The 23913-nt window shown below is 40.0% G+C and carries 19 protein-coding genes; 6 read left to right on the top strand and 13 right to left on the bottom strand.

Going from position 1 to position 23913, the window contains the following annotated elements; translation table 11 throughout:
- Positions 1-37 precede the first annotated feature (37 nt).
- Positions 38-2743, top strand: a complete 2706-nt coding sequence (galB, locus tag BM015_RS16585) for a beta-galactosidase GalB (protein WP_090661110.1) — start codon at positions 38-40, stop codon at positions 2741-2743.
- A gap of 231 nt (positions 2744-2974) precedes the next feature.
- On the opposite strand, the gene BM015_RS16580 is transcribed toward galB, so the two are convergent.
- Together BM015_RS16580 and BM015_RS16575 are read right to left on the bottom strand one after the other, a co-directional pair.
- Entirely contained in the window at positions 2975-3505 is a 531-nt protein-coding gene (locus tag BM015_RS16580) for a c-type cytochrome (protein WP_245751464.1), read from the bottom strand.
- Between the two features lie 53 nt (positions 3506-3558).
- Positions 3559-4554 (bottom strand): Gfo/Idh/MocA family protein, encoded by a 996-nt coding sequence (locus BM015_RS16575; protein ID WP_090661107.1) that lies wholly within the window; start codon positions 4552-4554, stop codon positions 3559-3561.
- Between the two features lie 345 nt (positions 4555-4899).
- Here BM015_RS16575 and BM015_RS16570 point away from each other — a divergent pair, with 345 nt between their 5' ends.
- Entirely contained in the window at positions 4900-5397 is a 498-nt protein-coding gene (locus BM015_RS16570; protein ID WP_090661104.1) for a hypothetical protein, read from the top strand.
- Positions 5398-5526: 129 nt separating this feature from the next.
- Here the strand turns inward: BM015_RS16570 and BM015_RS16565 are convergent, their stop codons facing one another.
- Positions 5527-8313 carry a coiled-coil domain-containing protein gene (locus tag BM015_RS16565; RefSeq protein ID WP_090661101.1) on the bottom strand — a complete coding sequence of 929 codons (2787 nt, stop codon included), beginning with the start codon at positions 8311-8313 and terminating at the stop codon, positions 5527-5529.
- A gap of 223 nt (positions 8314-8536) precedes the next feature.
- Between BM015_RS16565 and BM015_RS16560 the strand changes: the two genes are divergently transcribed.
- Positions 8537-9055: a ferritin gene (locus tag BM015_RS16560; protein ID WP_090661098.1), complete on the top strand. Its 519-nt coding sequence runs from the start codon at positions 8537-8539 to the stop codon at positions 9053-9055.
- A 102-nt stretch (positions 9056-9157) separates the two neighbouring features.
- Here BM015_RS16560 and BM015_RS16555 read toward each other — a convergent pair whose 3' ends face one another.
- The 6 genes from BM015_RS16555 to BM015_RS16525 form a co-directional block, all read right to left on the bottom strand.
- Positions 9158-9937, bottom strand: coding sequence for an enoyl-CoA hydratase/isomerase family protein (locus BM015_RS16555; RefSeq protein ID WP_090661095.1), 780 nt, complete (start codon positions 9935-9937; stop codon positions 9158-9160).
- Positions 9934-10416 carry a hypothetical protein gene (locus BM015_RS16550; RefSeq protein ID WP_090661092.1) on the bottom strand — a complete coding sequence of 161 codons (483 nt, stop codon included), beginning with the start codon at positions 10414-10416 and terminating at the stop codon, positions 9934-9936. Before BM015_RS16550 ends, BM015_RS16555 begins: the two co-directional genes overlap by 4 nt.
- A gap of 184 nt (positions 10417-10600) precedes the next feature.
- Positions 10601-11020: a cobalamin B12-binding domain-containing protein gene (locus BM015_RS16540; RefSeq protein WP_090661086.1), complete on the bottom strand. Its 420-nt coding sequence runs from the start codon at positions 11018-11020 to the stop codon at positions 10601-10603.
- Positions 11021-11056: 36 nt separating this feature from the next.
- The gene (locus tag BM015_RS16535) at positions 11057-11629 is read right to left on the bottom strand and encodes a glutathione peroxidase (protein WP_090661081.1); all 573 of its coding nucleotides are present in this window, start codon (positions 11627-11629) and stop codon (positions 11057-11059) included.
- A 45-nt stretch (positions 11630-11674) separates the two neighbouring features.
- A complete protein-coding gene (locus BM015_RS16530) occupies positions 11675-12913 on the bottom strand; it encodes an RNA polymerase sigma factor (protein WP_090661078.1) in 1239 nt (412 codons plus the stop codon).
- Between the two features lie 45 nt (positions 12914-12958).
- On the bottom strand, positions 12959-13312 hold the full coding sequence (locus tag BM015_RS16525; protein ID WP_090661075.1) for a YciI family protein: 354 nt from the start codon (positions 13310-13312) through the stop codon (positions 12959-12961).
- 301 nt (positions 13313-13613) lie between these two features.
- On the opposite strand from BM015_RS16525, the gene ade reads away from it, so the two are divergent.
- Positions 13614-15257 carry an adenine deaminase gene (gene ade / locus BM015_RS16520; protein WP_090661072.1) on the top strand — a complete coding sequence of 548 codons (1644 nt, stop codon included), beginning with the start codon at positions 13614-13616 and terminating at the stop codon, positions 15255-15257.
- Here the strand turns inward: ade and BM015_RS16515 are convergent.
- The 4 genes from BM015_RS16515 to BM015_RS16500 all read right to left on the bottom strand — a co-directional run bounded on the left by BM015_RS16515 (position 15246) and on the right by BM015_RS16500 (position 20539).
- Complete coding sequence (locus BM015_RS16515; protein WP_090661069.1) at positions 15246-15668, bottom strand: hypothetical protein; 423 nt, start codon at positions 15666-15668, stop codon at positions 15246-15248. The two genes, ade and BM015_RS16515, sit on opposite strands and share 12 nt — an antisense overlap.
- Before the next feature lie 50 nt (positions 15669-15718).
- A complete protein-coding gene (locus tag BM015_RS16510) occupies positions 15719-16819 on the bottom strand; it encodes an anhydro-N-acetylmuramic acid kinase (protein WP_090661066.1) in 1101 nt (366 codons plus the stop codon).
- A gap of 130 nt (positions 16820-16949) precedes the next feature.
- Entirely contained in the window at positions 16950-17867 is a 918-nt protein-coding gene (locus BM015_RS16505) for a pirin family protein (RefSeq protein WP_090661063.1), read from the bottom strand.
- A 101-nt stretch (positions 17868-17968) separates the two neighbouring features.
- The gene (locus BM015_RS16500; protein ID WP_090661061.1) at positions 17969-20539 is read right to left on the bottom strand and encodes a carbohydrate binding domain-containing protein; all 2571 of its coding nucleotides are present in this window, start codon (positions 20537-20539) and stop codon (positions 17969-17971) included.
- A 295-nt stretch (positions 20540-20834) separates the two neighbouring features.
- Between BM015_RS16500 and lnt the strand changes: the two genes are divergently transcribed.
- Both lnt and BM015_RS16490 read left to right on the top strand, forming a co-directional pair.
- Positions 20835-22349, top strand: coding sequence for an apolipoprotein N-acyltransferase (lnt, locus tag BM015_RS16495; RefSeq protein ID WP_177191943.1), 1515 nt, complete (start codon positions 20835-20837; stop codon positions 22347-22349).
- A gap of 5 nt (positions 22350-22354) precedes the next feature.
- The gene (locus BM015_RS16490; RefSeq protein WP_090661057.1) at positions 22355-23896 is read left to right on the top strand and encodes a family 43 glycosylhydrolase; all 1542 of its coding nucleotides are present in this window, start codon (positions 22355-22357) and stop codon (positions 23894-23896) included.
- The last annotated feature ends 17 nt before the right edge of the window (positions 23897-23913 follow it).

Here is a 23913-nt window from a genome sequence, read left to right as displayed (position 1 = left end):
GCCTGAAGCCGCATGTTCTATTTGAAAATATAAGCAGATGAAAGCATGTCTTGTAATTTTAATAACAGCGTTGAACATAGTTGCAGCAACTGCACAGAAATTTCCGCTAAGGGAAAAGATCAGCATTAATGATAACTGGAAATTTATGCGCTATAATGGTGCAGCCGACAGTTTAATATATGATGAGCGCCCGCAGGCAGACAACAGCAATGACAGCAAGGTGGCCGATACGAGGGCTTCGGAATCGGGCATGGCCACCACGTCAGAACATGCTTTAAAAAACTGGATATTGCCAACTGCCAACGATTTTATTAAAGACCCTGCAAAACATTATCAGCGCCCCGAAGGCCATCCCGGCAGCAATTTTTCTTTTGTTCAAAACGCTTTTGATGAGAAAGGCTGGGAAACAGTAAACCTTCCCCATGACTGGGCTATAAAAGGGCCGTTTTATACAGAACAAAATGCCATTATTGGCGGCGGCATGGGCAGGTTGCCGGTGCAGGGCGTGGCCTGGTACCGCAGGAAAATTGATATAAGCGCTGCCGATGCAGGCAAATCAATTTATCTTGATATTGATGGGGCGATGAGTTATGCTATGGTTTGGCTTAATGGCAAGCTTGTGGGAGGCTGGCCTTATGGGTATAATTCTTTCCGTCTTGATCTTACACCATATATAAAAACCGGCGGTGATAACCAGCTTGCTATACGGTTAGATAACCCGCCCAGCTCTTCAAGATGGTATCCCGGCGCCGGCCTTTACCGCAATGTCTGGCTAATAAAAGTAAACCCGGTGCATGTTGCACAATGGGGCACGTTTGTCAAAACGAAAAATGTTTCATCCGCTTCGGCTGCTGTTGATTTATCAGTTCAGGTTGAAAATAAAACAAACACAGATCAGCGCGTGGAAATTATTACAGATATATATGCATTGAATGATAAGTTTGAAAGGGCAATTAAAAAAACAGCTTCTTTTTCAAAACAAATTGAAACCGTAAAAGCAGGGGAGAAGCAGCAGTTTGAAAACACAGCCGCCATCAATAATCCAATGTTGTGGGGGCCGCCGCCTTCGCAAAAACCAAACCTTTATGTGGCTGTTACAAAACTGCTGATAGATGGTAAAGCTGTTGATGAATATGAAACTCAATTTGGCATACGCTCAATACAATTCAACCCTGAAAAAGGATTGATTGTAAATGGAAACCCTGTGCGCATACAAGGCGTGAACCAGCATCACGACCTGGGTGCACTGGGCGCTGCTTTTAATATAAGGGCCGCTGAAAGACAACTGGAAATTTTAAAAGAGATGGGCTGTAATGCTATTCGTCTTGCACATAATCCACCGGCGCCGGAATTGCTTGCACTTACAGATCGCATGGGTTTCCTGGTAATTGATGAAATATTTGATTGCTGGGAGAAAGGCAAAAACCCGCTCGATTTTCATTTGATATTTAAAGACTGGCATGAAGCCGATACACGTTCTTTTATTCGCCGGGACCGTAATCATCCTTCTGTTATTGCCTGGAGTTTTGGCAACGAAGTAGGCGAACAATATACCGGTGAAGAAGGCGCAGTCGTGGCAAAACAATTATATGATATTGTAAAAGAAGAAGACGATACAAGACCTGCCACCGCTTCTATGAATTATGCAAAACCCGATATGCCATTCCCGGCGGTAATGGATATACTCACGCTCAATTACCAGGGCGAAGGCATTCGCGATGCACCGGCTTACGCGCATTTAAAAGGCATAAGAACATCGCCTTTATATCCTGCATTTAATGAAAAATTTCCGCAAAAACTTATAGTGAGCAGCGAAACAGCTTCTGCATTAAGCACCCGCGGCACGTATATTTTTCCTGTTACGGGCGGCATAAGTGCACCCGTTAGTGACAGCACCGGCGGCGACCCGGTAAATAAATATGTAAGCGCTTATGATCTTTATACAGCGCAGTTTGGCGCTTCGCCTGATAAGGTTTTTGCGGCGCAGGATCACAATCCTTACGTAGCTGGTGAATTTGTGTGGACGGGCTGGGATTATATAGGCGAACCAACGCCTTATTATTCAGCCCGCAGTTCCTATTCAGGTATCATTGACCTGGCAGGATTTAAAAAAGACAGGTTTTATTTATATCAATCTCGCTGGCGGCCGGATTTGCCTGTGGCGCATATACTTCCGCACTGGACATGGCCTGACCGCATTGGAAAAATTACACCCGTACATGTTTATACTTCCGGCGATGAAGCGGAGTTATTTCTGAATGATAAATCGCTTGGCAGAAAAAAGAAAGCTGAATATGAATACCGTTTGCGCTGGGATAGCGTGGTGTATGAACCGGGGGAATTGAAAGTGATTGCTTATAAGAATGGAAAACAATGGGCAACAGATGTGGTAAAAACGGCGGGTGCTGCGGCAAAGCTTGAACTTATTGTAGACCGTGATGTAATTGCTGCTGATGGTAAAGATTTATCGTTTGTTACCGTGCGGGTTTTGGATGATAAAGGAAATGTGGCGCCGCAGGCAAATAATATAATAAAATTTGAAGTGGCAGGTAATGGAGAATTTGTTGCGGCAGATAATGGAGATCCTGCTGACCTTGTTTCTTTCGCCTCAAAAGAAAGGGCTGCTTTCAGCGGGTTGGCGCTGGCAATTATCCGTTCTGAAGCCGGTAAACCGGGTTCAATAAAACTAACTGTAACGGCAGATGGCCTGCAGCCGGCATCTGTAATTATTAAAAGCAAATGATCGTATGACAGATTTTTTTACTGGTATAATGCTTTAAGCCGGCAAATAAATTCAGTTGCTTCGGAAACACCTGGCTGTTATTCATAACCAATCTTAAGCAAATGAATCAAACAACTTCTTAACCTCTTTATAATTCAGTGGTGGCAGATTTTTTGAAGTTAATATGCTTCACTATAAAACAATAAGGCTGCCATTCGGCAACCTTATTGCAATTATTAAACAAATAAAAAGTTATTGATGATCCGGAGGTGGCGGAGGCGTATTGCTACTGCTGTCACGGCCCGGAGGAGGGGGCGGAGGCGGCATATTACCATGATCATCGTCCGGCAAAACTGCATCTTCAGGATGCGGGTTACCATGATGACAGGTTACGCATTTTACAACAGAAATAGTATCCGGCCTTTCCGAATTTTCCGGATTAAAATATTTCATGTTTATTTCATGCGTCATATTAAGCATATAACGGGCAATGTCTTTTTCAGACTTCGCATCGCTGGAAAAATCCATTTTACCATTAGCTCCCGGTGAGTGGCAAAAATTACACCGCACACCCAACGCTTTATTAAAGCCATGCATCACTTTTTCGAGGTCTTCTTTGCTTATATCTTTCGGTAAAACCTTAAGGTTTTTAAATAACCCTGTATCGCTTAAGCTGGTATTGTTCTTAGTGCTGACAGCAGGCTTGGTTGCAGCAACACTTATGAAAACACATACAGCAAGAAATAGCAGGAAATTAAGTTTTCGTTTGTTTGAATGCATCATAAAGAATTATTGAAGCGGTAAAATAATTTTATTTTTTTAAAATGACAATTTTATTACAATTGTTCATCAGCCGGGTAAGTTATGCCTGCTTTTCTTCTTATCGAATCCAATGTTTCTATCAGCGATAAAGAATCTGCGAATGTCATTACGGGGCTTTCAATTAATCCCTTTGTCAGGCATTCGCCAACATGCCTTGCCTCGTATTGATATCCGAAGCCTTCTTCAGGCCTGCCTGTATCAATAATTTGTTTTGTATCAAGCCTGCCGGGATAATATTCAACAGTTGCAAACGGTGTATAATAGCGGGAGGTTAAACGTATGCGGCCTTTGGTTCCGCAAATGTCTGCTTCCGTTGTGCAATCAGAAAGAAAAGTTGAAAACAGTTGTGCAAGCCTTCCATCGTTATATTTAAAAGTAACGGCGCATTGCTCATCGGTATTTCCTGCAGTCAATATTGCTTCTGCTGTTATAATATCGGGCTTACCTAAAAAGAACAAAGCCGTAAATACATTATAAATACCAATGTCAAGCACAGTGCCGCCGCCTAATGAGGGATCGAGCAAACGTTGCGGTGCATCCGGCGGCGCTTTAAAACCAAAATTTACAAGCAGGCTTTTTATATCGCCCAGCATGCCGTCATCAATCATTTGTTTTACTTTATTGAATGGCGGTAAAAATTTCGTCCACACAGCTTCCATTAAAAAAACTTTTTTGCTGCGTGCTGCATCAATCATTTCCTTTACCTGTTTATAATTAATGGCAAATGCTTTCTCGCATAACACAGCTTTACTGTTATTGATGCACAGCAGTGCGTGTTCATGATGATGGCTGTGCGGCGTTGCGATATATATCACATCCACTTCATCGTCTTTTACCAATGCTTCATAGCTGTAATGTTTATGTTTTATATTGAACTCTTTGGCAAACGCATCTGCCGATGCAGCATTGCGTGCGCCACAGGCAACGAGGGCTGCATCTTCAACAAACTTAAGGTCTGATGCAAATTTTCTTGCTATACGGCCACAGCCTAAAATTCCCCAACGTATCATATTATTTTTTTGAGTGGAAGATAAAGGATTTGGTTATTTTTTATGATGAACTTGTTTAAGCATTTGAAATAAATCACACAGGTGCATAGTTTTTTAGTATAAGCAAAAACAAAAGCAACACAAAAATTTCATGGAAGATGAAATACTATCACCTGTACTTTGCTTAATAATAAATACATTTTCCGAAGTAGTTACTATGGTTCCATACAGTTGAAATAAGTAACGAATAATAATTATAAAAAGTAAAGAATTACTGTCACAGATGCACCGATAAAATCAGTGCATCTGTGGTTGAAATGTGGTTATGCAAGGTTTTGTAACTTCATACAACTAAATTCTTCTCAAATGTCAAACACAGAAAACGATGCAACCAGGCTTCGCCGTAAAATTAAGACTGCTGTAATTTTTATCATTATCGGTTTATTGTTAAACGGTATTTCTGCAATACCACTGCAGGCGGAGTTAAAAATTTTGCTGTCAAATCCCGATGCGCTGCCACCATTCCTCCGCGATTGGTGGACTTATGTAAATAATGGGATAAATGATACAGGCAAAAATTATCCTTTTATGCGTTATGGTTTTGACTGGCTCGCATTTGCGCATTTAATGATTGCAATTGCCTTCATTGGCCCCTTAAAAGATCCTGTAAAAAATGAATGGGTGGTGCAGTGGGGCATCATTACATCTGCGCTTAGCATAGTGATGGCGCTGTGCTGGGAACGTTTACGTGAAATACCATTCTGGTGGTCTTTCATTGATGCATTCATTGCGGTTGTTGCGCTTATTATTCTTTTATTATGCAATGGCTGGATAAAGCAATTGAAGAAAATTGAAACTGCGTGAACAGGAAAAAGTAAATTAAGGCCTTCAATAATATAAATGAAAAAGCGTATGCCACAGATGCACGGTATATTGAATAATTAAACTGTCCTACCTGTGCATCTGTGCTAAAAATAATCTGTAAACGGTTTCTTAATTGCCATCATAATAAAAGAGTATTTTGGCGTTGGTTGAAAGATCGGTTTTTACAAACAGCTTATATGTTTCTTTGCCAACTGTAATACGCATAAGTGCACTGTTTGGCGATATGTTTCCCAGGTTATCGGCAACCAATATAAATTCATGCTGCCGGTTTAATGCATCGGCATGAATAGTAAAAGTTATAGGCTTTGTTGAAAGAAGCTCATTATTAACTACCGGCATATTGTTGTGATAAACAGATATCCTGTCGCCGTCAACTTCACCGTTATCAAACAGGTCAACAACAATATCGGGCGTTGTAATGTGATAAGCACCCAGCAGCACGTTGCCCCTTTGTTCCAGCACTTTGTCTTTAATGGTTGCAGGTTTTGCTCTTGCTGTTTCCAAAGAGTCGAGTATTGCACGCTGTTCTTTTGCAGCAAGCGCTTTACTCAGGGAATTTTTGGTGCGTTGCTGTTTTATGGCTGCAATATTTTCCAAAGAATCTGCAATCTGTTTTTTTCTTTTTTCTGAAAGCTGTGCATTCGCTGAATTTAGTTTTTGCTGTTCTTTCAATTTTGCAATTGTTTGCAAAGAATCCGCAATTTGCTGTTGCCGTTTTTTTATAGCAGCAATCGAATCTTCAATATGTTGCTGTTTGATTTTTGCTGCTACTTCATTCAAAGAATCCAACCTTCGTTGTTCCTTCAGCTTTGCAATTGTTTGTAAAGAATCTGCAATTTCTTGTTGCCGTTTTTTCACAGCAGCGATAGAGTCTTCAATATGTTGCTGTTTGATTTTTGCTGCTACTTCATTCAAAGAATCCAACCTTCGCTGTTCTTTCAGCTTTGCAATTGTTTGAAGAGAATCCGCAATTTGCTGTTGCCGTTTTTTTATAGCAGCAATCGAATCTTCAATATGTTGCTGCCTGATTTTTGCAGCGACTTCATTTAAAGAATCCAGCCTTTGCTGTTCTTTCAGCTTTGCAATTGCTTGTAAAGAATCCGCAATTTGCTGTTGCCTTTTTTTCACAGCGGCAATCGAATCTTCAATATGTTGTTGTTTGATTTTCGCTGCAACTTCATTTAAAGAATCCAATCTTCGTTGTTCTTTCAATTTTGCAATAGCTTGCAAAGAATCTGCAATTTGCTGTTGTCGTTTTTTAACAACAGCAATCGAATCTTTAATATGTTGTTGCCTGATTTTCGCTGCGACTTCATTTAAAGAATCCAATCTTCGCTGTTCTTTCAGTTTTGCAATTGCTTGCAAAGAATCTGCAATTTGCTGTTGTCGTTTTTTAACAACAGCAATCGAATCTTTAATATGTTGTTGCCTGATTTTCGCTGCTGCTTCATTTAAAGAATCCAATCTTCGCTGTTCTTTCAATTTTGCAATTGCTTGCAAAGAATCTGCAATTTGCTGTTGTCGTTTTTTAACAACAGCAATCGAATCTTCAATATGTTGTTGCCTGATTTTCGCTGCTGCTTCATTTAAAGAATCCAATCTTCGCTGTTCTTTCAATTTTGCAATTGCTTGCAAAGAATCTGCAATTTGCTGTTGTCGTTTTTTAACAACAGCAATCGAATCTTCAATATGTTGTTGCCTGATTTTCGCTGCTACTTCATTCAAAGAATCCAATCTTCGCTGTTCTTTCAATTTTGCAATTGCTTGCAAAGAATCTGCAATTTGCTGTTGTCGTTTTTTTACAGCAGCAATCGAATCTTCAATATGTTTCTGCCTGATTTTTGCTGCTGCTTCATTCAAAGAATCCAACCTTCGTTGTTCTTTCAGCTTTGCAATTGCCTGCAAAGAATCTGCAATTTGTTGTTGCCGTTTTTTTACAGCAGCAATCGAATCTTTAATATGTTGCTGCCTGATTTTCGCTGCTACTTCATTCAAAGAATCCAACCTTCGCTGTTCTTTCAGCTTTGCTACTGTTTGAAGAGAATCCGCAATTTGCTGTTGCCGTTTTTTTACAGCAGCAATTGAATCTTCAATGTGTTGCTGCCTGATTTTTGCTGCTGCTTCATTCAAAGAATCCAATTTTCGTTGTTCTTTCAATTTTGCAATTGCTTGCAAAGAATCTGCAATTTGCTTTTCATGTTTTTGCTTATATAATGCTATAGCTTTAAGTGAATCCCGTTTCAGCTTTTCCCGTTCATCTGCTTCAAATGCCAATCTTTCTTCGAGCCTTTTTTTTCTTAGTTGTGCAATTAAAACGAGGTTTGTAGTGGAGTCTTCTATTTGTTTCAGCCGCTTCTTTTCCTCTAATACTTCAGGTGTTTCTTTACAGGGAACGAAAGATTGAATGTTATTACCTGAACCGAAATTTTTTACAAGGTATAATTGCGTTGGTTCATCAAATTCACACAGCAGCCGGTAATAAACATTTATGCCATTGCAACTGTCACTGCACGCAATTATGCGGCTGGTTAACAAAAGGCTGTCTTCTTTAATCGTTAATTTATTTTCTGTTACACAGGAAAGGCATTGCGGTGTATAATCCTTTTGGGATGCTTCGCCTGAAAGAACAGTAATGCCTCTAAAAAAAAACTGGCTTGTTGTGTAGCTGCCCCGTATATCAATTATTACGGGCAGCCCTTTCTGTTTAAAAATAGTTATACCTGTAAAAGAGCTGCCTTTAACGCTGTCAATTATTAAGTTTTTTGAATTGAGCTTGGGTTCTGTTTTTTCTTTCCATAGCCCTGCAAGCCAGTTTGACTGCTGTGTATTGCCGCATAAGAATGCAAGGCATAACAGAATTGCCAGCGCGGATTTTTTTAATTTGCCCAAAGGCATTTGCGCGAATATGTAATACAGGCTGCTGATAGTGTTTGATTTGAATAAAAGGGTACAAATAAACCGAACTGAATATTAGCCAGTTTGAAGCGAAAGTAATAAAGAAGACAAAATGCCGGCGCAGGTTTCTTGCGGGCAATTTTTTTATAAATGATCTTGTGCGTTACGGTTAAATTTGTTTACACTTGTATTAAATTAATTTTTAGCACCAAACTATTATATTATGTTATCCCCATCAATGCAGGAAGCTCTGAATAAACAAGTGCTTATGGAGGCGCAATCTTCGCAGGCATACCTTGCTATGGCAAGCTGGGCCGATATACAACCGGGCCTGAAAGGCGTAACACAGTTTTTCTTTAAGCACAGCGACGAAGAGCGCATGCATATGCTTAAACTCATCACTTATATAAATGAGCGTGGCGGTTTTGCTGTGGTGCCGGCTTTGGAACAACCCACTTTAACTTTCGTTTCTTTAAAGAAAGCATTTGAAGAACTTTTTAAACATGAAGTAAAGGTGAGTGAAAGCATAAATGAACTGGTGGATATGAGCCTGAAAGAAAAAGATTATGCCACCCATAATTTTCTGCAGTGGTACGTAAATGAGCAACTGGAAGAAGAAAAGCTTGCGAGGGAATGTAATGATAAACTTGAATTAATCGGCGATGATAAAAGCGGCCTCTATCTTTTTGACAGGGATATTATGAACATGGGCGGTGAAGGCCATGGCAATAAAAAACATTGATTTATTCTAAAGCGAATTAAATGAACAATGCCTGCTCTTGCAGGCATTGTTCATTTATATTCTTTCGCCGTGCTCGTATTTCACGGCATTAACGTTTCAGCTTTATCTTCCTGAAAAAACAGGTTTTCTTTTTTCAAGAAAAGCGGCGGCCCCTTCTTTTGCATCGGCCGTATCAAAGCATTCCCCAAATTTTTTCATTTCAAAATCATAACCCTGTTGAGTATGATCGAAGTTGTTAATGCATGCAATAACTTTTGCAATGGCCAGCGGCGCTTTTGTATTAATAACATTTAATATTTTCTTTACTTCATTCAATAATTCTACAGGCGCAACAATTTTATTTACTATTCCATATTGCTGTGCATCTTCCGCAGAAATTATTTCGCCCGTCATCATTAACTGCATTGCCCTGTTTTTGCCTGCCAGTTGGGTAAGCCGCTGCGTGCCCCCATAACCGGGAATAAGCCCAAGGTTTACTTCAGGCTGGCCAAACTTTGCATTGCTGCTTGCTATAATAAAATGACAGGCTAATGCCAGCTCGCAACCGCCGCCCAATGCAAAACCATTTACGGCGGCAATAATTGGTTTGGGACAATTTTCAATTTTATCAAACACCATTTCCTGTCCTTTTCTTGCCAGCGCTTCGCCGGCAGTGCCATCAAGCTGAAGAAACTCGCTTATATCTGCGCCCGCAACAAAAGCTTTTTCGCCGGCGCCCGTAATAATGGCAGATTTTATTTTATCGCTTTTATACACTTCATCAACTGCAGCGCTTAATTCTTCTATCACGGTTCTGTTTAATGCATTCAGTTTATCAGGCCGGTTAATGATGATCGTGTAAATATTATCATCTAATAATGTTTGTAATGTTTGGTAACTCATTTTTTGTTTTTTAATTTCTGCAATTCGTTAAGCCGTGCAATATCCCACAAGTCTTTATCGCGGCTTGCTTTTAATTTCATGTTGATTAAAATTTCATAAGAAACAAAATTTGCCGGAATGTTTTTATCAATTTCAAGGACTTCTCTTTTTAAGTAAGCGTCTTCAAAGTCTAATGAAAAATCAAAAAAAGTGAGAAAATCAATAGAAGCATCATAAGGCCCGATAGTTGCTTTAAACAGGCCGGTAAAGTCTTCTTCATAAAGAGGTGCTACTTCCTGCTCTGAATAATTCATGCAAAGCAATGTTTTAATAAAGATATCCCTGTTTATATTTGTTGGCTGCAGCCATACATCCAAATCTCTTGTGTTCCTGTTATAACCATGATAATTTACCGCATAACCACCAACAAGCAAATATTTCAGGTTGTTTTGAAATGCGCAGGAAAGAAAGAGCAGAAATTCATTATTGAGCAGATCCATTATGGATTATTATAGTTCTTTTTGCGGGAATATTTTTTTTAAACTTATTTGTCAGTTGCTGCATTTTGAGAAGTGCACTAAACCTTTCTTTTGGGGTACTGTTTATCATCCATTGGAGATGATGTATTTCTTGTTCCTGGAAAGTCTTAAATATTCTTATCTTTTTTCCATTCATAATACAAATTTAAAAGTTCCTGTACTTCTTCACCCAATCCTTAATATAACCAGCTATTTCATGCGTGTTGGCGCCTGGTGCAAATAATTTGCCCACGCCCATTTCATGCAATGCCTTCATATCATCATCGGGAATAATGCCGCCGCCGGTAACCAGCACATCATTCATATCTTTTTCCTGCATCAGCTTAATGATCTTTGGAAAAACCGTCATGTGCGCACCGCTCAAAATGCTTATGCCTATTGCATCAACATCTTCCTGCAATGCAGTGTTTACAACCATTTCAGGCGTTTGGCGCAACCCGGTATAAATAACTTCCATGCCAGCATCCCGCAAAGCTGTTGCAATAACTTTTGCGCCACGGTCGTGGCCATCCAGCCCAACTTTGGCAACCAGCACACGTACCGGCCGGTTTAATGTTTCACTCATGCATTCCTTTTATAATTCATCAATAGATAATGCAATTTACGATTGAATTGCATTGATAATTTCTTTGCTTAACGGATCAATACCCGGTTCAAAATAATGCGTAAGCATGCCTTCTTCATTAATAAGGTATTTGGTGAAATTCCAAACAGGCGCTTTATTCAGCCAGCCATTTTCGTGTTCATTACTCAGCCATTCAAATACCTTATTTTGATTGGGCTTTTTTATAACAACTGATTTTTTTGCCAACGGAAATGTTACGCCGTAATTCACTTTGCAAAACTCCGCAATAGCCTCATCGTTACCTTTTTCCTGTTCATGAAAATCATTTGCAGGAAAACCAATGATGGCCACATTATACTGTTTGTATAATTTTTCCAGGTTCTCATATTGATTGGTATAACCACAATTGGAAGCGGTATTTACAATCATCAGTTTTTTGCCTTTGAATGAAGAAAGATTTTCTGTTTTACCATTGTTTAATTCAACACTGAAGTTATAGATTGATATTGCGGGTTGAGCGTGTTGCTTGTTAAAATAAATGCCCTTATTGGAATTTCTTTTCATAATAATCGGGTACAAAATCTTCATTATCCTTTGCCGTATGGTCATTTCAAAAATTTTGATGAAAGTACAGCCGGTAATGTTAATGAAGAATTATTGACTGATATTAAGTAAATCTATTTTCTTCATCAAAACCTCTTTATCAGCAGTGGTTTTAGCCAAATGAATAGCATTGTCAAAATTTAACCTGGCCCTGTTGTTATCAATGCCTGTATATAATTCGCCAAGCAAAGCATAATAATATTGGCTGCCCGTTAACTGCAGTTTTTCTGCTTCTTTAATTGCCCGTTCTTTTCCATAAACTTTTGAAAGCGCAAATGTGCGGTTCAGCGCCGCCACCGGCGAATATTCAAGCTGCAGCAAGCGGTTATACATTTGTAAAATGTTTTCCCATTTTTCTTCGCTATCTTCTTTTATTGTGTGCCAATAGGCAATGGTTGCTTCTATATGATATTTTGAAATAGTATTTCCTGTTGATGATTTGTGCAGGTAATATATTCCTTTGGTTATAAGTTCACGGTTCCATAAACTTTCGTCCTGGTCATAGTATAAAACCGGTTCACCGTTTTCATTCTTCCTGGCCGCAAAACGTGAAGCTTGCAAACACATTAAAGCCAGCAGCGCATTCACCGGCGGCAGGTTGGTTTGTTCATTATCAGCAAGCAAATAAGTTAACCGCATTGCTTCCTGGCAAAGGTCTTCCCGAAGCACAACATCTTTACTTTCTGAATAATAACCTTCATTAAACAATAAGTATAAAGTAATAAGCACATTATGTAAGCGCTTATATATTTCCTGTTTTGGCGGAAATGCAATTATTACATTTTCCTGCTTCAGCTTTTCTTTGGCACGCGATAACCTTTTGCTAACGGTTTCTTTATTGCTGAGAAAAGCATTGGCAATTTCTTCTATCCCAAAACCGCAAAGGATGCGCAAAGCGAGGCCTATCTGCGCTTCAGCGGGTATGGAAGGATGGCATATAGCAAACATCATTTGCAACTGGCTGTCGGTAATATTTTTTTCAGAAAGATCTATCTCTATCGTTTCAACGTTTGTAAAATCATTTTTTAATTGCGATTGAATTTTACCTCTAAATATTTTATTACGGGCGATATGGTTTTTTGCTTTGTTTTTAGCAACTGTATAAAGCCAGGCAGCAGGATTGGGCGGAATGCCTTTGTACGTCCAGGTTTCGAGTGCCGATAAAAAAGTTTCGCCTGCAATATCTTCTGCTGTTTCAATATGTTCAATGCCAAAAAACTTGCATAAAACAGCAGTGATTTTTGCAAATTCTGTTCTGAATAAATGTGGTATTAATTGCTGGTTTTCCATAAAAAGCTTCCGCAATATTGCTCGCGGAAGCTGCTTTTTGATTATTTAATGCTTATCATCATTTTTGGCTATTCTTCTTACTTCCATCGTATTGCCGGGGCCTTGCAGAACCGGCGATCCTTTAGCAAATTCAACAGCTTCATCAATAGATTCCGCTTTCACAATAAGATACCCGCCCAGTGTTTCTTTAATATCGCCAAAAGGCCCGTTGGTTACAACATTATTATGATGCACAACTTTGGCATCATCAAAAATAAGCCCGTTGCCAGCCACAAATTTATTTTGGGCTGCAATGCTGCCAATCCAGTCCATTGTTTGTTTCATCCAGGTTTGTATCTGCTCCGGTGATGCTATTTTTTTACCATCTTCATGCCGGAAGATTAACATGTATTCATCCATAAATTAAAATTTTTTTGTTCTCGCTTAAAAGAACAGGTTATAAAATTTGATTAATAACTGTATAACAAATGCGTTTTAAAAAAATGGACAAGCTTTGTAAATTTTTTATGATTCTTCCGGAGATTGCGTAAATCAATGTGAAATATATTATCTGCGCCTGCAAGGCTGCCAACTTGTTTGCACAAATGAAATTAAGCTTTTGATGATTTTTGAATAATAGATAAGCTCAGAATGCACCCGGAAAATATAACATGCTTAAAACCCGCATTTGAATTTAGCTTTACAGTCATAAATTTATCACATGCCCCATACATTTTCAGTTAAAGGAAATTATGTAAATATCAAAAGCAAAGCCATAAATGAAGCAGCGTTTTTTATAGAAAATGGAAAAATAGTTTCTGTTGAAATTTATGGTGAAGAGAACAAAACATTGCCTTACATTTTGCCAGGTTTTATTGACAGTCATGTGCATATTGAAAGCAGTATGCTTGTGCCTTCGGAATTTGCGAGGCTGGCAGTTGTGCATGGCACGGTGGCCACCATAAGTGATCCGCATGAAATTGCCAATGTTTGCGGCATGGAAGGCGTTGAGTTTATGATTGAGAACGGGAGGGGAGTGAACTTTAAATTCAATTTTGGAGCGCCCAGTTGTGTGCCTGCAACGGTTTTTGAAACAGCAGGCGCTGCCTTGAACAGCAACGATGTTGAGCAATTATTACAGAAGCCGGAGATAAAATATTTAAGCGAGATGATGAATTTTCCCGGCGTATTGTTGGGTGATGATGAAGTGATGAAAAAGATTGCGGCTGCTAAAAAATTAAATAAACCTGTCGATGGGCATGCCCCGGGTTTGCGCGGTGAAGATGCTAAAAAATATATTGAAGCAGGCATATCAACAGACCATGAATGTTTTACGAAAGAAGAAGCGCTGGATAAACTGCAATATGGCATGAAAATACTTATTCGCGAAGGCAGCGCTGCCAAAAATTTTGAGGCGTTGATTGATTTGCTGAATGATTACCCAAACAAAATAATGTTTTGCAGCGATGACAAACATCCTGATAGCTTGGCCGAAGGGCATATCAACAAATTGTGTGAGCGCGCCGTTGCAAAAGGAATAAATGTTTTTAAAGTATTGCAGGCTGCATGCATCAATCCTGTTGAACATTATAAGCTGAATGTTGGCTTGTTGAATAAAGGCGATGCCGCAGATTTTATTGTTGTAAAAAATCTTACATCATTTGATGTATTACAAACCTATATTAACGGTGAGCTTGTTGCTGAAAGCGGATCAACAAAACTTCAATCCATTCCTGTAAAACCCATCAACAATTTTTCTATTGATAAGGTAAGTGTAAACGATATAAAATTTACTGCGGATGAATTGAATTTAACCAATGATAAAATTCCGGTAATAGAAGCGTTAGACGGCCAGCTCATCACCAATAAATTACTGGTAAAACCAACGCTGGCAAACGATGAACTGGTAAGCAATGTGGAAAACGATATTTTAAAAATAGTTGTGGTTAACCGCTACAGGAAAGCGCCTGTTGCCAAAGCGTTTATAAAAAATATGGGTTTGAAAAATGGGGCCATTGCTTCGTCTGTTGCACACGACAGCCATAATATTGTTGCAGTTGGCTGCGATGATAAATCATTAATAAAAGCGATCAATTTAATTATTGAAGCAAAGGGCGGTGTAAGCTGTGCAGATGATGCGGGTAATGAAAGAATAGTTGCTTTGCCGGTCGCAGGTTTGATGAGCGCAGGTGATGGTTATAAAGTTGCGGCAGCTTATACGGAGATTGATAAAATGGCAAAAGCGCTTGGCTCAAATTTATCAGCGCCGTTTATGACCTTAAGCTTTATGGCGCTGCTGGTGATCCCGCATATAAAACTCAGCGATAAAGGCTTGTTTAATGGCGACAGTTTTTCATTCTTTTGAAGAAGCAATGGCATCGCTTAAAGTGTCTGCACTCATAACAGATAAAGCCAGGCTGTCTGTGCCTTTTGGCAGGTGGTAACGTATCTTAAAAGTTTTAGTTGCTCCGGGTTTGAGTATGGATGGTATAACATCTTCGTGTTCTTCCACGCGTATGCCGTTTTTATAACAAAGCATTTTAAGGCGCGTATTTTTATAAGCTGCAACAGAAGCGGTATTTACAAGTTTTCCTTTAATTACCGTATTTCCAAAAAGATTTCTTTTATCATCCGACGACAGGTGAATGAATTGTTCAGGATGTTCACTTTCACGCTGGGCAAGGCTTATCTTATTTTCAGCGTAGTTTTTTGAATCAAATTTCTCTTTGCAGGAGAAAAAAACAAACACAGTTAGTGCAACAATCAAATACTTCATACAATCTGTTTCAAATATATTAACGGCATAAGCATGGTTTTATTACAGCATCAGGCTTCCTGTCCCATCCAAACGGCGCCACCGATGCTGTTTCTTGATGCGCCTGTAACCGAAGCCAGTACAGTATTTTCTTCCCGCCATCTTAATATGCCAAGCAAAGCCATAATTAAAGCTTCCTTATACTGTACAATATTATTTTCGGCAACAATCGTTTCAATGTTTAAAGATGCTAAATTTTCCTTTATTTTTTCAATAAGGAATTTATTGAAAGCGCCGCCGCCGGTAATAAGCAGTTTATAAAGCTGCTGCGCCTGCCGGTTTGCAGTTAATGCAGCGGCAGCTCGTTTTAACTGGTAAGCAATATGTCCGGTATAAGTATTCAAAGCATCTGCAGTATTTGCATCGAAAGATTTAATGATTGGAAATACAGTATCTGTTCCAAAATTATTAGAAAGTGATTTGGGCGCAGGCTGCTGATAATAATCCAATGCATTCAGGTTTTCAAGGAGTGCAGTATTTAAACTGCCTGATGAAGCCATGTTCCCGTCTTCATCAAATTCTTTACCGGCTTCCTGCGCCAGCATATTTAATACGCGGTTGGCCGGGCAAACATCAAAAGCTATAAAATTATTTTGTTGCTGAAAAGAAAGGTTGGCAATGCCGCCGATATTCAGGTAAAAATCATAATCAGGAAATAAGAGTTTTTCACCCATTGGAACGATAGGTGCGCCCTGCCCGCCTAAAGCGACATCTATTATCCGTAAATCGCTTACTACATTAATGCCCGTTAAAGCAGCCAGCGTTGCGCCACAGCCCAATTGTGTTGTTATACCATTAGAAGGATCATGAAAAACCGTGTGGCCATGCGAAGCGATTAACTGAACCCGATGATGCAGGTTGTTTTCCTCAATAAACCTGTTTACACAATCCGCAAGATATTTACCATAAGCGGCATGCAATAAACAATAATTATATGCGCTGCTTGTTTTTGCATTGGTGAGTTGTTGCTTCCATTCATCATTGTACCCATAACAATCTGCTGCAAGTATATTATAACTCCATGAGCCGCGGTTTTCTTCCAGCTCTGTAAAAACAATGTCCAGCCCGTCTAAAGAAGATCCACTCATTAAACCAAGAACCCTGTATACCATTATAATTAATTTCTTAAGCCCGCAAGTTATTTGAATTATTTTTTGATTGGAATATTACGGGCTTCAAAATACAATGGCTGCTCTGCCATCTTCACATGCTGCAGGCTTTGATTGGCTATTAATTGATGGCTTACGAAAGTGGCTCCGGTTTGGGCGGCCCGCCTGCTGGCCTGGATTTATCTTCAGGCAATGGAATAAATTCATGGTTATCTGTTGGCGGTAATATGATGCGTCCCTGTTTCCAGTCTTCTTTCGCCTGTTCAATCCGTTCTTTTCTTGATGAAACAAAGTTCCACCATATATATCTTTCGCCCAGCGGTTCACCGCCAAGCAGCATTAATGTTGAATGTTCTTTTGCAAGCAGGTGCGGGTCTGAGCCTTTGGTAAATACAAGCATTTGGCCGGCCTTGTATGTTTGCCCGTTTATTTCTATGCTTCCGTGAACAATATAAATGCCGCGTTCTGCATGTTCTTCCGGTAAGGCGAATTTCGTATTGGCTTCTATTTCTGCATGCAAATAAAACAGCGGCGAATGTGTTTTTACATCGTTGCGCAAGCCGTAGGCATTGCCGGCAATCAGCCGCATCCAGACACCTTTATCTGTATAAACGGGTAAAGCACCAGGTTTATAATTATCAAAGGCAGGCGCCGATTCTTCATCTTTTTCAGGAAGCGCCACCCAGGTTTGTATCATTTCAAGCTGGCCGCCAGCCAGTGTTGCCGGGTCTTCAAACCGTTCAGAATGTGCAATGCCACGGCCCGCCGTCATCCAGTTTACTTCACCGGGTTTTATTACCTGTTCCACGCCCAGGCTGTCGCGGTGCGTAACCTGTCCACCAAAAAGATAACTCACAGTTGATAAACCTATATGCGGATGCGGCAACACATCGAGCGAAGATATTTGGTCCGGCGCCTGGGTAACCGGGCCGGCATGATCCATAAAAATAAACGGCCCAACCATTCGCCGCAGGCGGAAAGGTAATATGCGTTTTACCTGCATTGCCGGGCTTATGGCCGCATTGCGTGCTTCAATAACAATATCCAGCATAATTATGTTTATGTAAATCTATGCTGTTTTTAACGGGCCGGCCTTTTGGCCGGCCCGTTATCTTTTTTGAAAGAGTTTTAAACCTGAATCACCGGCTAAAATTATTGTATTACTAACCGCATTGTTTCGTTCAGCTTATCACCTTTAATTACTACGTTATAAACGCCTGCGGCCGGTTTGCCTGCAAACGGTATTGCATAATTTCCATTCTTTTGCACCTGTATATTTTTAGATAAGATCAATCTTCCATTTATATCTGTTACTTCTGCTTTTATGTGCGTGCCGCTGTAATTATTCAATGCAATAAAAGCATCGCCATTGGATGGATTGGGATATACTTTTACTGTGGGCGTTTCAATGTTTAAGGTTACAACTTTTACATCAGAAGTGTTACTGCTGCCATCTTTATTTACCTGCACAAGCTGATAATAATTATTACCATTTACAGGTTGCAAGTCATACGTGTTGTATGATTGTGCATCTAAAGAATTGCCCCTGCTTTTTATGGTAGCCACATTGCGCCAGCCTGTTTTGCCATTTGCGCTGTGTTGTATTATGAAGTGGTCGTTGCCGGTTTCTGTTGCCATCTTCCATTGTAATAACACTTTTGTATTGTCTTCAGGTTTCGCATCAAACGCATCCATTTTTGCAACCGGAGAACCATCTGTAAATGGCGACAGGCTTTTTAAATCAGCACGCTGAAACGTAGGCCAGTAAACGGTTTTATCGTCGAGCATTTGACCAATATCCCCAATGTTGCAATAAGAAAAAGTATAGTTGCCATTGTTTTCCGTTTCCTCATGGATTAATGCGAAATAGCTCATAATATCAGCCTGCCCTTCCGTTTGCCCAACAATACTTCTGTTTACCCACGGCCCGATGGGCGATTGTGCATATTCTACTTCAATCTTATCGCTTAAAGGTGTCATAAATAAGGCCACATAATGATTGGGGCCCATGCGCACTACGGAATACAAATTCACATCTGCAATTTCTTTGCTGTTTTGATAATCGTAACTCCAGCCTGTATCTGTTAAAAACTGCCACGGTGTTGTTGCGGAAAAATGGCCTGTTGGAAACCTTGCTACAACTGCATGCGATTCATACGGATTTATTTCACGGGCAGCGTAAGCATAAGTGTATCCGTCATCAGCTTTGCATAAAGTATTGTATTGAAGCGTGCCAATCCACGGCATCCATTTTATGCTGTGCAGCGTAAGGTCGGGCAATGAAAAAACGGCTACGGCTTCGCGGTTGCCATACATTAAAGGATCGTTTTCATTAAGCTGCACCACATCTGGCAGCAGCACTTTCAGCGAATCATTTTCCACGATCATATCCCTCGGCCAGAAAAAGTCATCATGCCCAACAGGATTGGGTGGTTCCATAATGGCTTTGGGCGCATCAACCGTGCCGCCAATCATCGTATGCAAAATGCCATTGGGTTTATCTGCTGTTTGCAATACCAGCGTATTGCGGAGCAACTGGTGTGTGTTCATGGAGTTGGTGGTGGTATCGTTATAGCCATACCATCCGTCGGAGAAAGTCCACACCGTTCTTCCATCGGGCAACGGTTCAGATATTTGCCCATCTGCACTCAGCCATGCATATTCATTTTCGGGCCGGTTGTTTTGCCACATATAATTCATGGCTACATCAATTTCATTATTCGTTTCATCCAATATTTCAACCTTGTCAATATTATATTCTGTATTGGATAAAAACACAAAAACAAGCGCAGCCCTGGCGTCTGCTGCTTTAAATGCAAACTGAAATTCTTCCCAGCCTGTATATAGTTTATAATCGTATTGCAGCAATTTGCCAGGGCCTTTTATAACCAGTTTCATTTTGGCTGACCTTTTTTTTGCCTTTGCCCAAAAACGCACCATATATACTTTGCCTTTTTTGAAAGCTATTACATCATGCTGCAATCCCACATCCGGTGCGGCGCCGCGGCTGGTAATATTTACCTGTAAAGATTTTAGCCCGTCTTTATACAAAGAATCTATAATGGCAGCAGTGGCTACAACGCCGGCCCGCTTTTTAAATTGCCAGTTTTGCATATTCTTTTCAAAGCTTCCGTTGGCCAACAGCTTTGCTTTTGCATTAATGTTTGCAGTGGTTTTAATTGAAGGCAGCGACAGGGGATAATCAAGGTTAGGAATTTTAAAATAATACGTTGTTCCTGCTGTTATATTTTCTGTAGGCTGAATGCTGTATTCATACTCCGTTACTGTATTATTATCCATTGACTGGCTAAGTTCATTCGTCCGGGCTAATAATTTTCCCGGTATGAATGCATTGCCCGTGCTGCTTAACTGTTGCGTGGTTGCAGCAAGATCAGTAACGGCCGTATTAACCATCGTTATCTTAAACGGATTATTGTTATCGAAATTGGTGAGGTAGCGCCAGGGGCCATTGGGCGAAGAAGCCACCTGCAGGTTAGCATTAAAGCCTTTGTTTTCACCGGTGGTGTTTTGCAACTGGATACGCAAACGCAAAATGCTGTCAATTGAATTAATGGTGATTGACTGGTTTTCGGCAGCCTTCCAGGTAGCCGAAGTTTGTGAACCGTTATTATTGCGCCATCGCCAGTTGCCTTGCGTAATCAAAGCAAAAGATGATGTGCTGAATGCAACACACAGAATGATGAGCAGTGTACATTTTTTCATGCTTTTTCAAGTTTATGTGGAGAATTTATTGAGCTGTTAGTTTACTGTCATACTATAGCAGAGATAAAATAATTTAACCTGTGAATGCTTCTCAAGGCTGGACATAGCAATCGTTACAAAGCATATTGTATAGTACGTTTAAATGAAGATAACCGCTATTGCATGTTAAACAAATTTTGCCGGCCTTCCAATATATTTCCGGCTGCATGCTGAGGTAATGATCCTTTTATACAACTATTTATATACCGCTGAAATTATGCGCAACAATAGATTTTACTTTTTTAATTTACCGCCGATGAATAAACGGGGCTTGTCTGTTTTGCTGCCGGTTGTTGCCGGGCTGCTTGCTTTTATTTCAATTGGAGAAATTAATTTTTATACAGGATGGATAGCATTTGTGCCGCTGTTTGCCTGCGTAATCAATGCGCCTTCGAGGCGATGCTTTAAAGCAGGTTTAATTTTTGGCGCGGCCTTTTCTTGCTTTGCTTATTCATGGATGATAACAGGCGCACAGCGGTTTACCGGCTATAATTTTTTATACGGCGCAGGAATTATGTTATTATGCGCCCTGTTTGTTGCATGTTACTGGGGCTGTTTATTGTTCTGCCTTTCTTTATTACAAAGGCGGGCAACGGGTATTAAAAACATCTTACTTAACAGCCTGATTGCCGCTGCTGTCTTTTGCCTGGTTGAGTTGTTATTATCATTTGTTTCAGAAGGCTTTCCGTGGTTTGGTTTTTATGCAGGCAATTCGCTTATTGATAATGTTTATTCCATTCAGCCTGCTTCATTATTTGGCGTTGGTATTTTGTCGTTTATAGTTGTTGCGGTTAATTACCTGTTTGCAGTTTTTCTTATTCAAAAGCAATGGTTGAGGTTAACTGTTCCGGCTGCAGTAATTGTTGTTTTTTTATTGGGCGGATATTTGGTTTTGCACAATTTCAATACGCAGGTTAATAAAAGCAACCCGGTAAAGATTGCCTTAATTAATGAAAATATTCTTCCGGATATTAAATGGGATGATACCAATGGCAACCAGCTTGTACAGCGCCTGCTCCGGTTGAATGAAGCTGCAACGGCACAGCAGCCCGGCATTATTGCCTGGACGGAATCTTCCATTCCCTGGACATACAGGAAAGACGATGATTTGGTAAACGAAATATTGAAGACAAGCGCAGCGGCAAAGGCAACACAAATCCTTGGCATTAATACGGAAGTAAGCGATAATGTTGTGAACAATTCAGCCTATTGTATTCAGCCCGATGGAACCGTTACCGGCCGTTATGATAAGCAATATCTTTTATCGCTGATAGAAGCGCCGTTTATCAATATCAATATTCCATTCTTTTCAAGTAAAGGTTTTACAGTGAATGCAGATAGCAGCCACCATCTTCCTTTAGCTACTTCGTATGGTAAGGCAGGTATGATGATCTGCAATGAATCTGCAGGGTATAAACCTGCTGTTCATGCAGTGAACAACGGCGCCGTTTTCTTATGCAACATAAGTAACGACGGATGGTTTAATAACACGTACATCGTGCGCAATCATTTTTACCAGGCAAGGTTAAGGGCTGTGGAAACAAGGCGTGATGTTGCGGTTAATTCCAATAATGGTTATTCCGGGTTTATTGATGCAAACGGCATTATTATAGAACAGAAAAAAGATGTTGAACCTTTTGTTTTAACCAATGCTGTTCAACTTAATAATTATAAAAGCTTTTTTGTAAAATATCCGTGGTTATTTGCTGCCGCCTGTGCGATATTTGTATCGGGCGTTATGCTGCTTACAATCTTCAAAAAAAATAATTAAACAATATGAATGTTTTGGTGATGCTTGCAAATGTTGTAATGCAACTGGCTATGTGTTTTTATGCCGATACAAAAACAATAGCTCATCCGGCAGGCTTATTTATGGCAACCGGCGATTCAACACCTGTTGTTTATCCTGTAATACCCGGCGATTGTGCAGACCCGTCTGTTATACGCTCGGGCAGCGCTTATTACGCCACCGGCACTTCTTCAGAATGGGCGCCGCATTACCCGCTTTTTAAGTCAAACGATCTTATTCACTGGAAGCAGTTGGGTTACCTGTTTCCACAAACGCCGGCATGGGCTTCGTCATCATTCTGGGCGCCGGAATTGTATTATCACAACGGTACATATTATGCTTATTATACTGCCCGCAAAAAATCTGATAATATTTCATGCATAGGCGTAGCCACTTCAAAAAATCCGGAAAAAAGTTTTACCGATCATGGCATTGTGCTGGAGTTTGGCAAAGAAGCCATCGACCCATTTATTATTGAAAGCGATGGTAAATTGTATATGTCGTTTAAAGCTTATGGTTTGGATAAACGGCCAATTGAATTGCTATGTTACCAGCTTTCAGATGATGGGCTAAAAACTGTTGGCGAACCTTTTATGTTGCTGCGCGATGATGAAAAGATAGGACTGGAAGGGCAATGCATCATTAAACGCAATAATTATTATTACCTGTTTTATTCGGCTGGCAGTTGCTGCGGAAGCAAATGCAGTTATCATGTAAATGTTGCAAGGTCAGCTTCCTTAAAAGGGCCTTATACAAAATATGAAAACAATCCTGTATTAACGGAATTTGGTGAATGGAAATGTACCGGGCATGGCACTATTGTAAACACGGCAAAAGGCGAAGATTATTATTTGTATCATGCCTACAGTAAAACAAATGATGTTTATACAGGAAGGCAGGGCATGCTGGCAAAGCTGGAATGGAATAAACAAAATGGCTGGCCGGTAATTAAACCTGTTAGCGGAGAAAAACCTGAAGGCTTTAAGGATGATTTTTCAGCCAATAAATTAAACAATAACTGGCAGTGGGATTTTCGTCATACGCAGCCGCAAATAAAAATTGAAAAAGGGGCATTGTATTTATCAGGTGAACCCACAGCAGATAATATGACAGGCACAGTATTATCAGTGCGCCCATATAAACCCAATTATGAAATAACCACGGCTATAATAAATAACAATGCTTCATTAAAAGGCTTATGTGTTTATGGTGATGCGAGTGAATCTGCGGGCATTAGCATTAAGAATAATATTGTGCAGGTTTGGTATGTAAAGGATAATGAAAAGAAAGTATTGAATGCTATAGATGCAAATGATATACAACCTGTGTATTTAAAGCTGGCAGTGAAGGATGGTTGTAACCTCAGGTTTTACTGGAGTGATGTTGCCGGAAAATGGAATGAAATAGTAACAGGTGAAGAATATTTTAATGCAGGTTTTTTGCCGCCCTGGGACCGCAGCCCGCGGCCGGGTTTATTGCAGCAGGGAAATGAGCCCGCTGCATTTGATTTTTTTGAGATCAGGTATTGATGAACTTTTGATAAGTT

It is taken from the genome of Parafilimonas terrae, assembly GCF_900115755.1.
GTDB classification, from domain to species: domain Bacteria; phylum Bacteroidota; class Bacteroidia; order Chitinophagales; family Chitinophagaceae; genus Parafilimonas; species Parafilimonas terrae.
The sequence above is the reverse complement of the archived record's forward strand: the minus strand, read 5'-3'. Positions and strand labels throughout refer to the sequence as shown.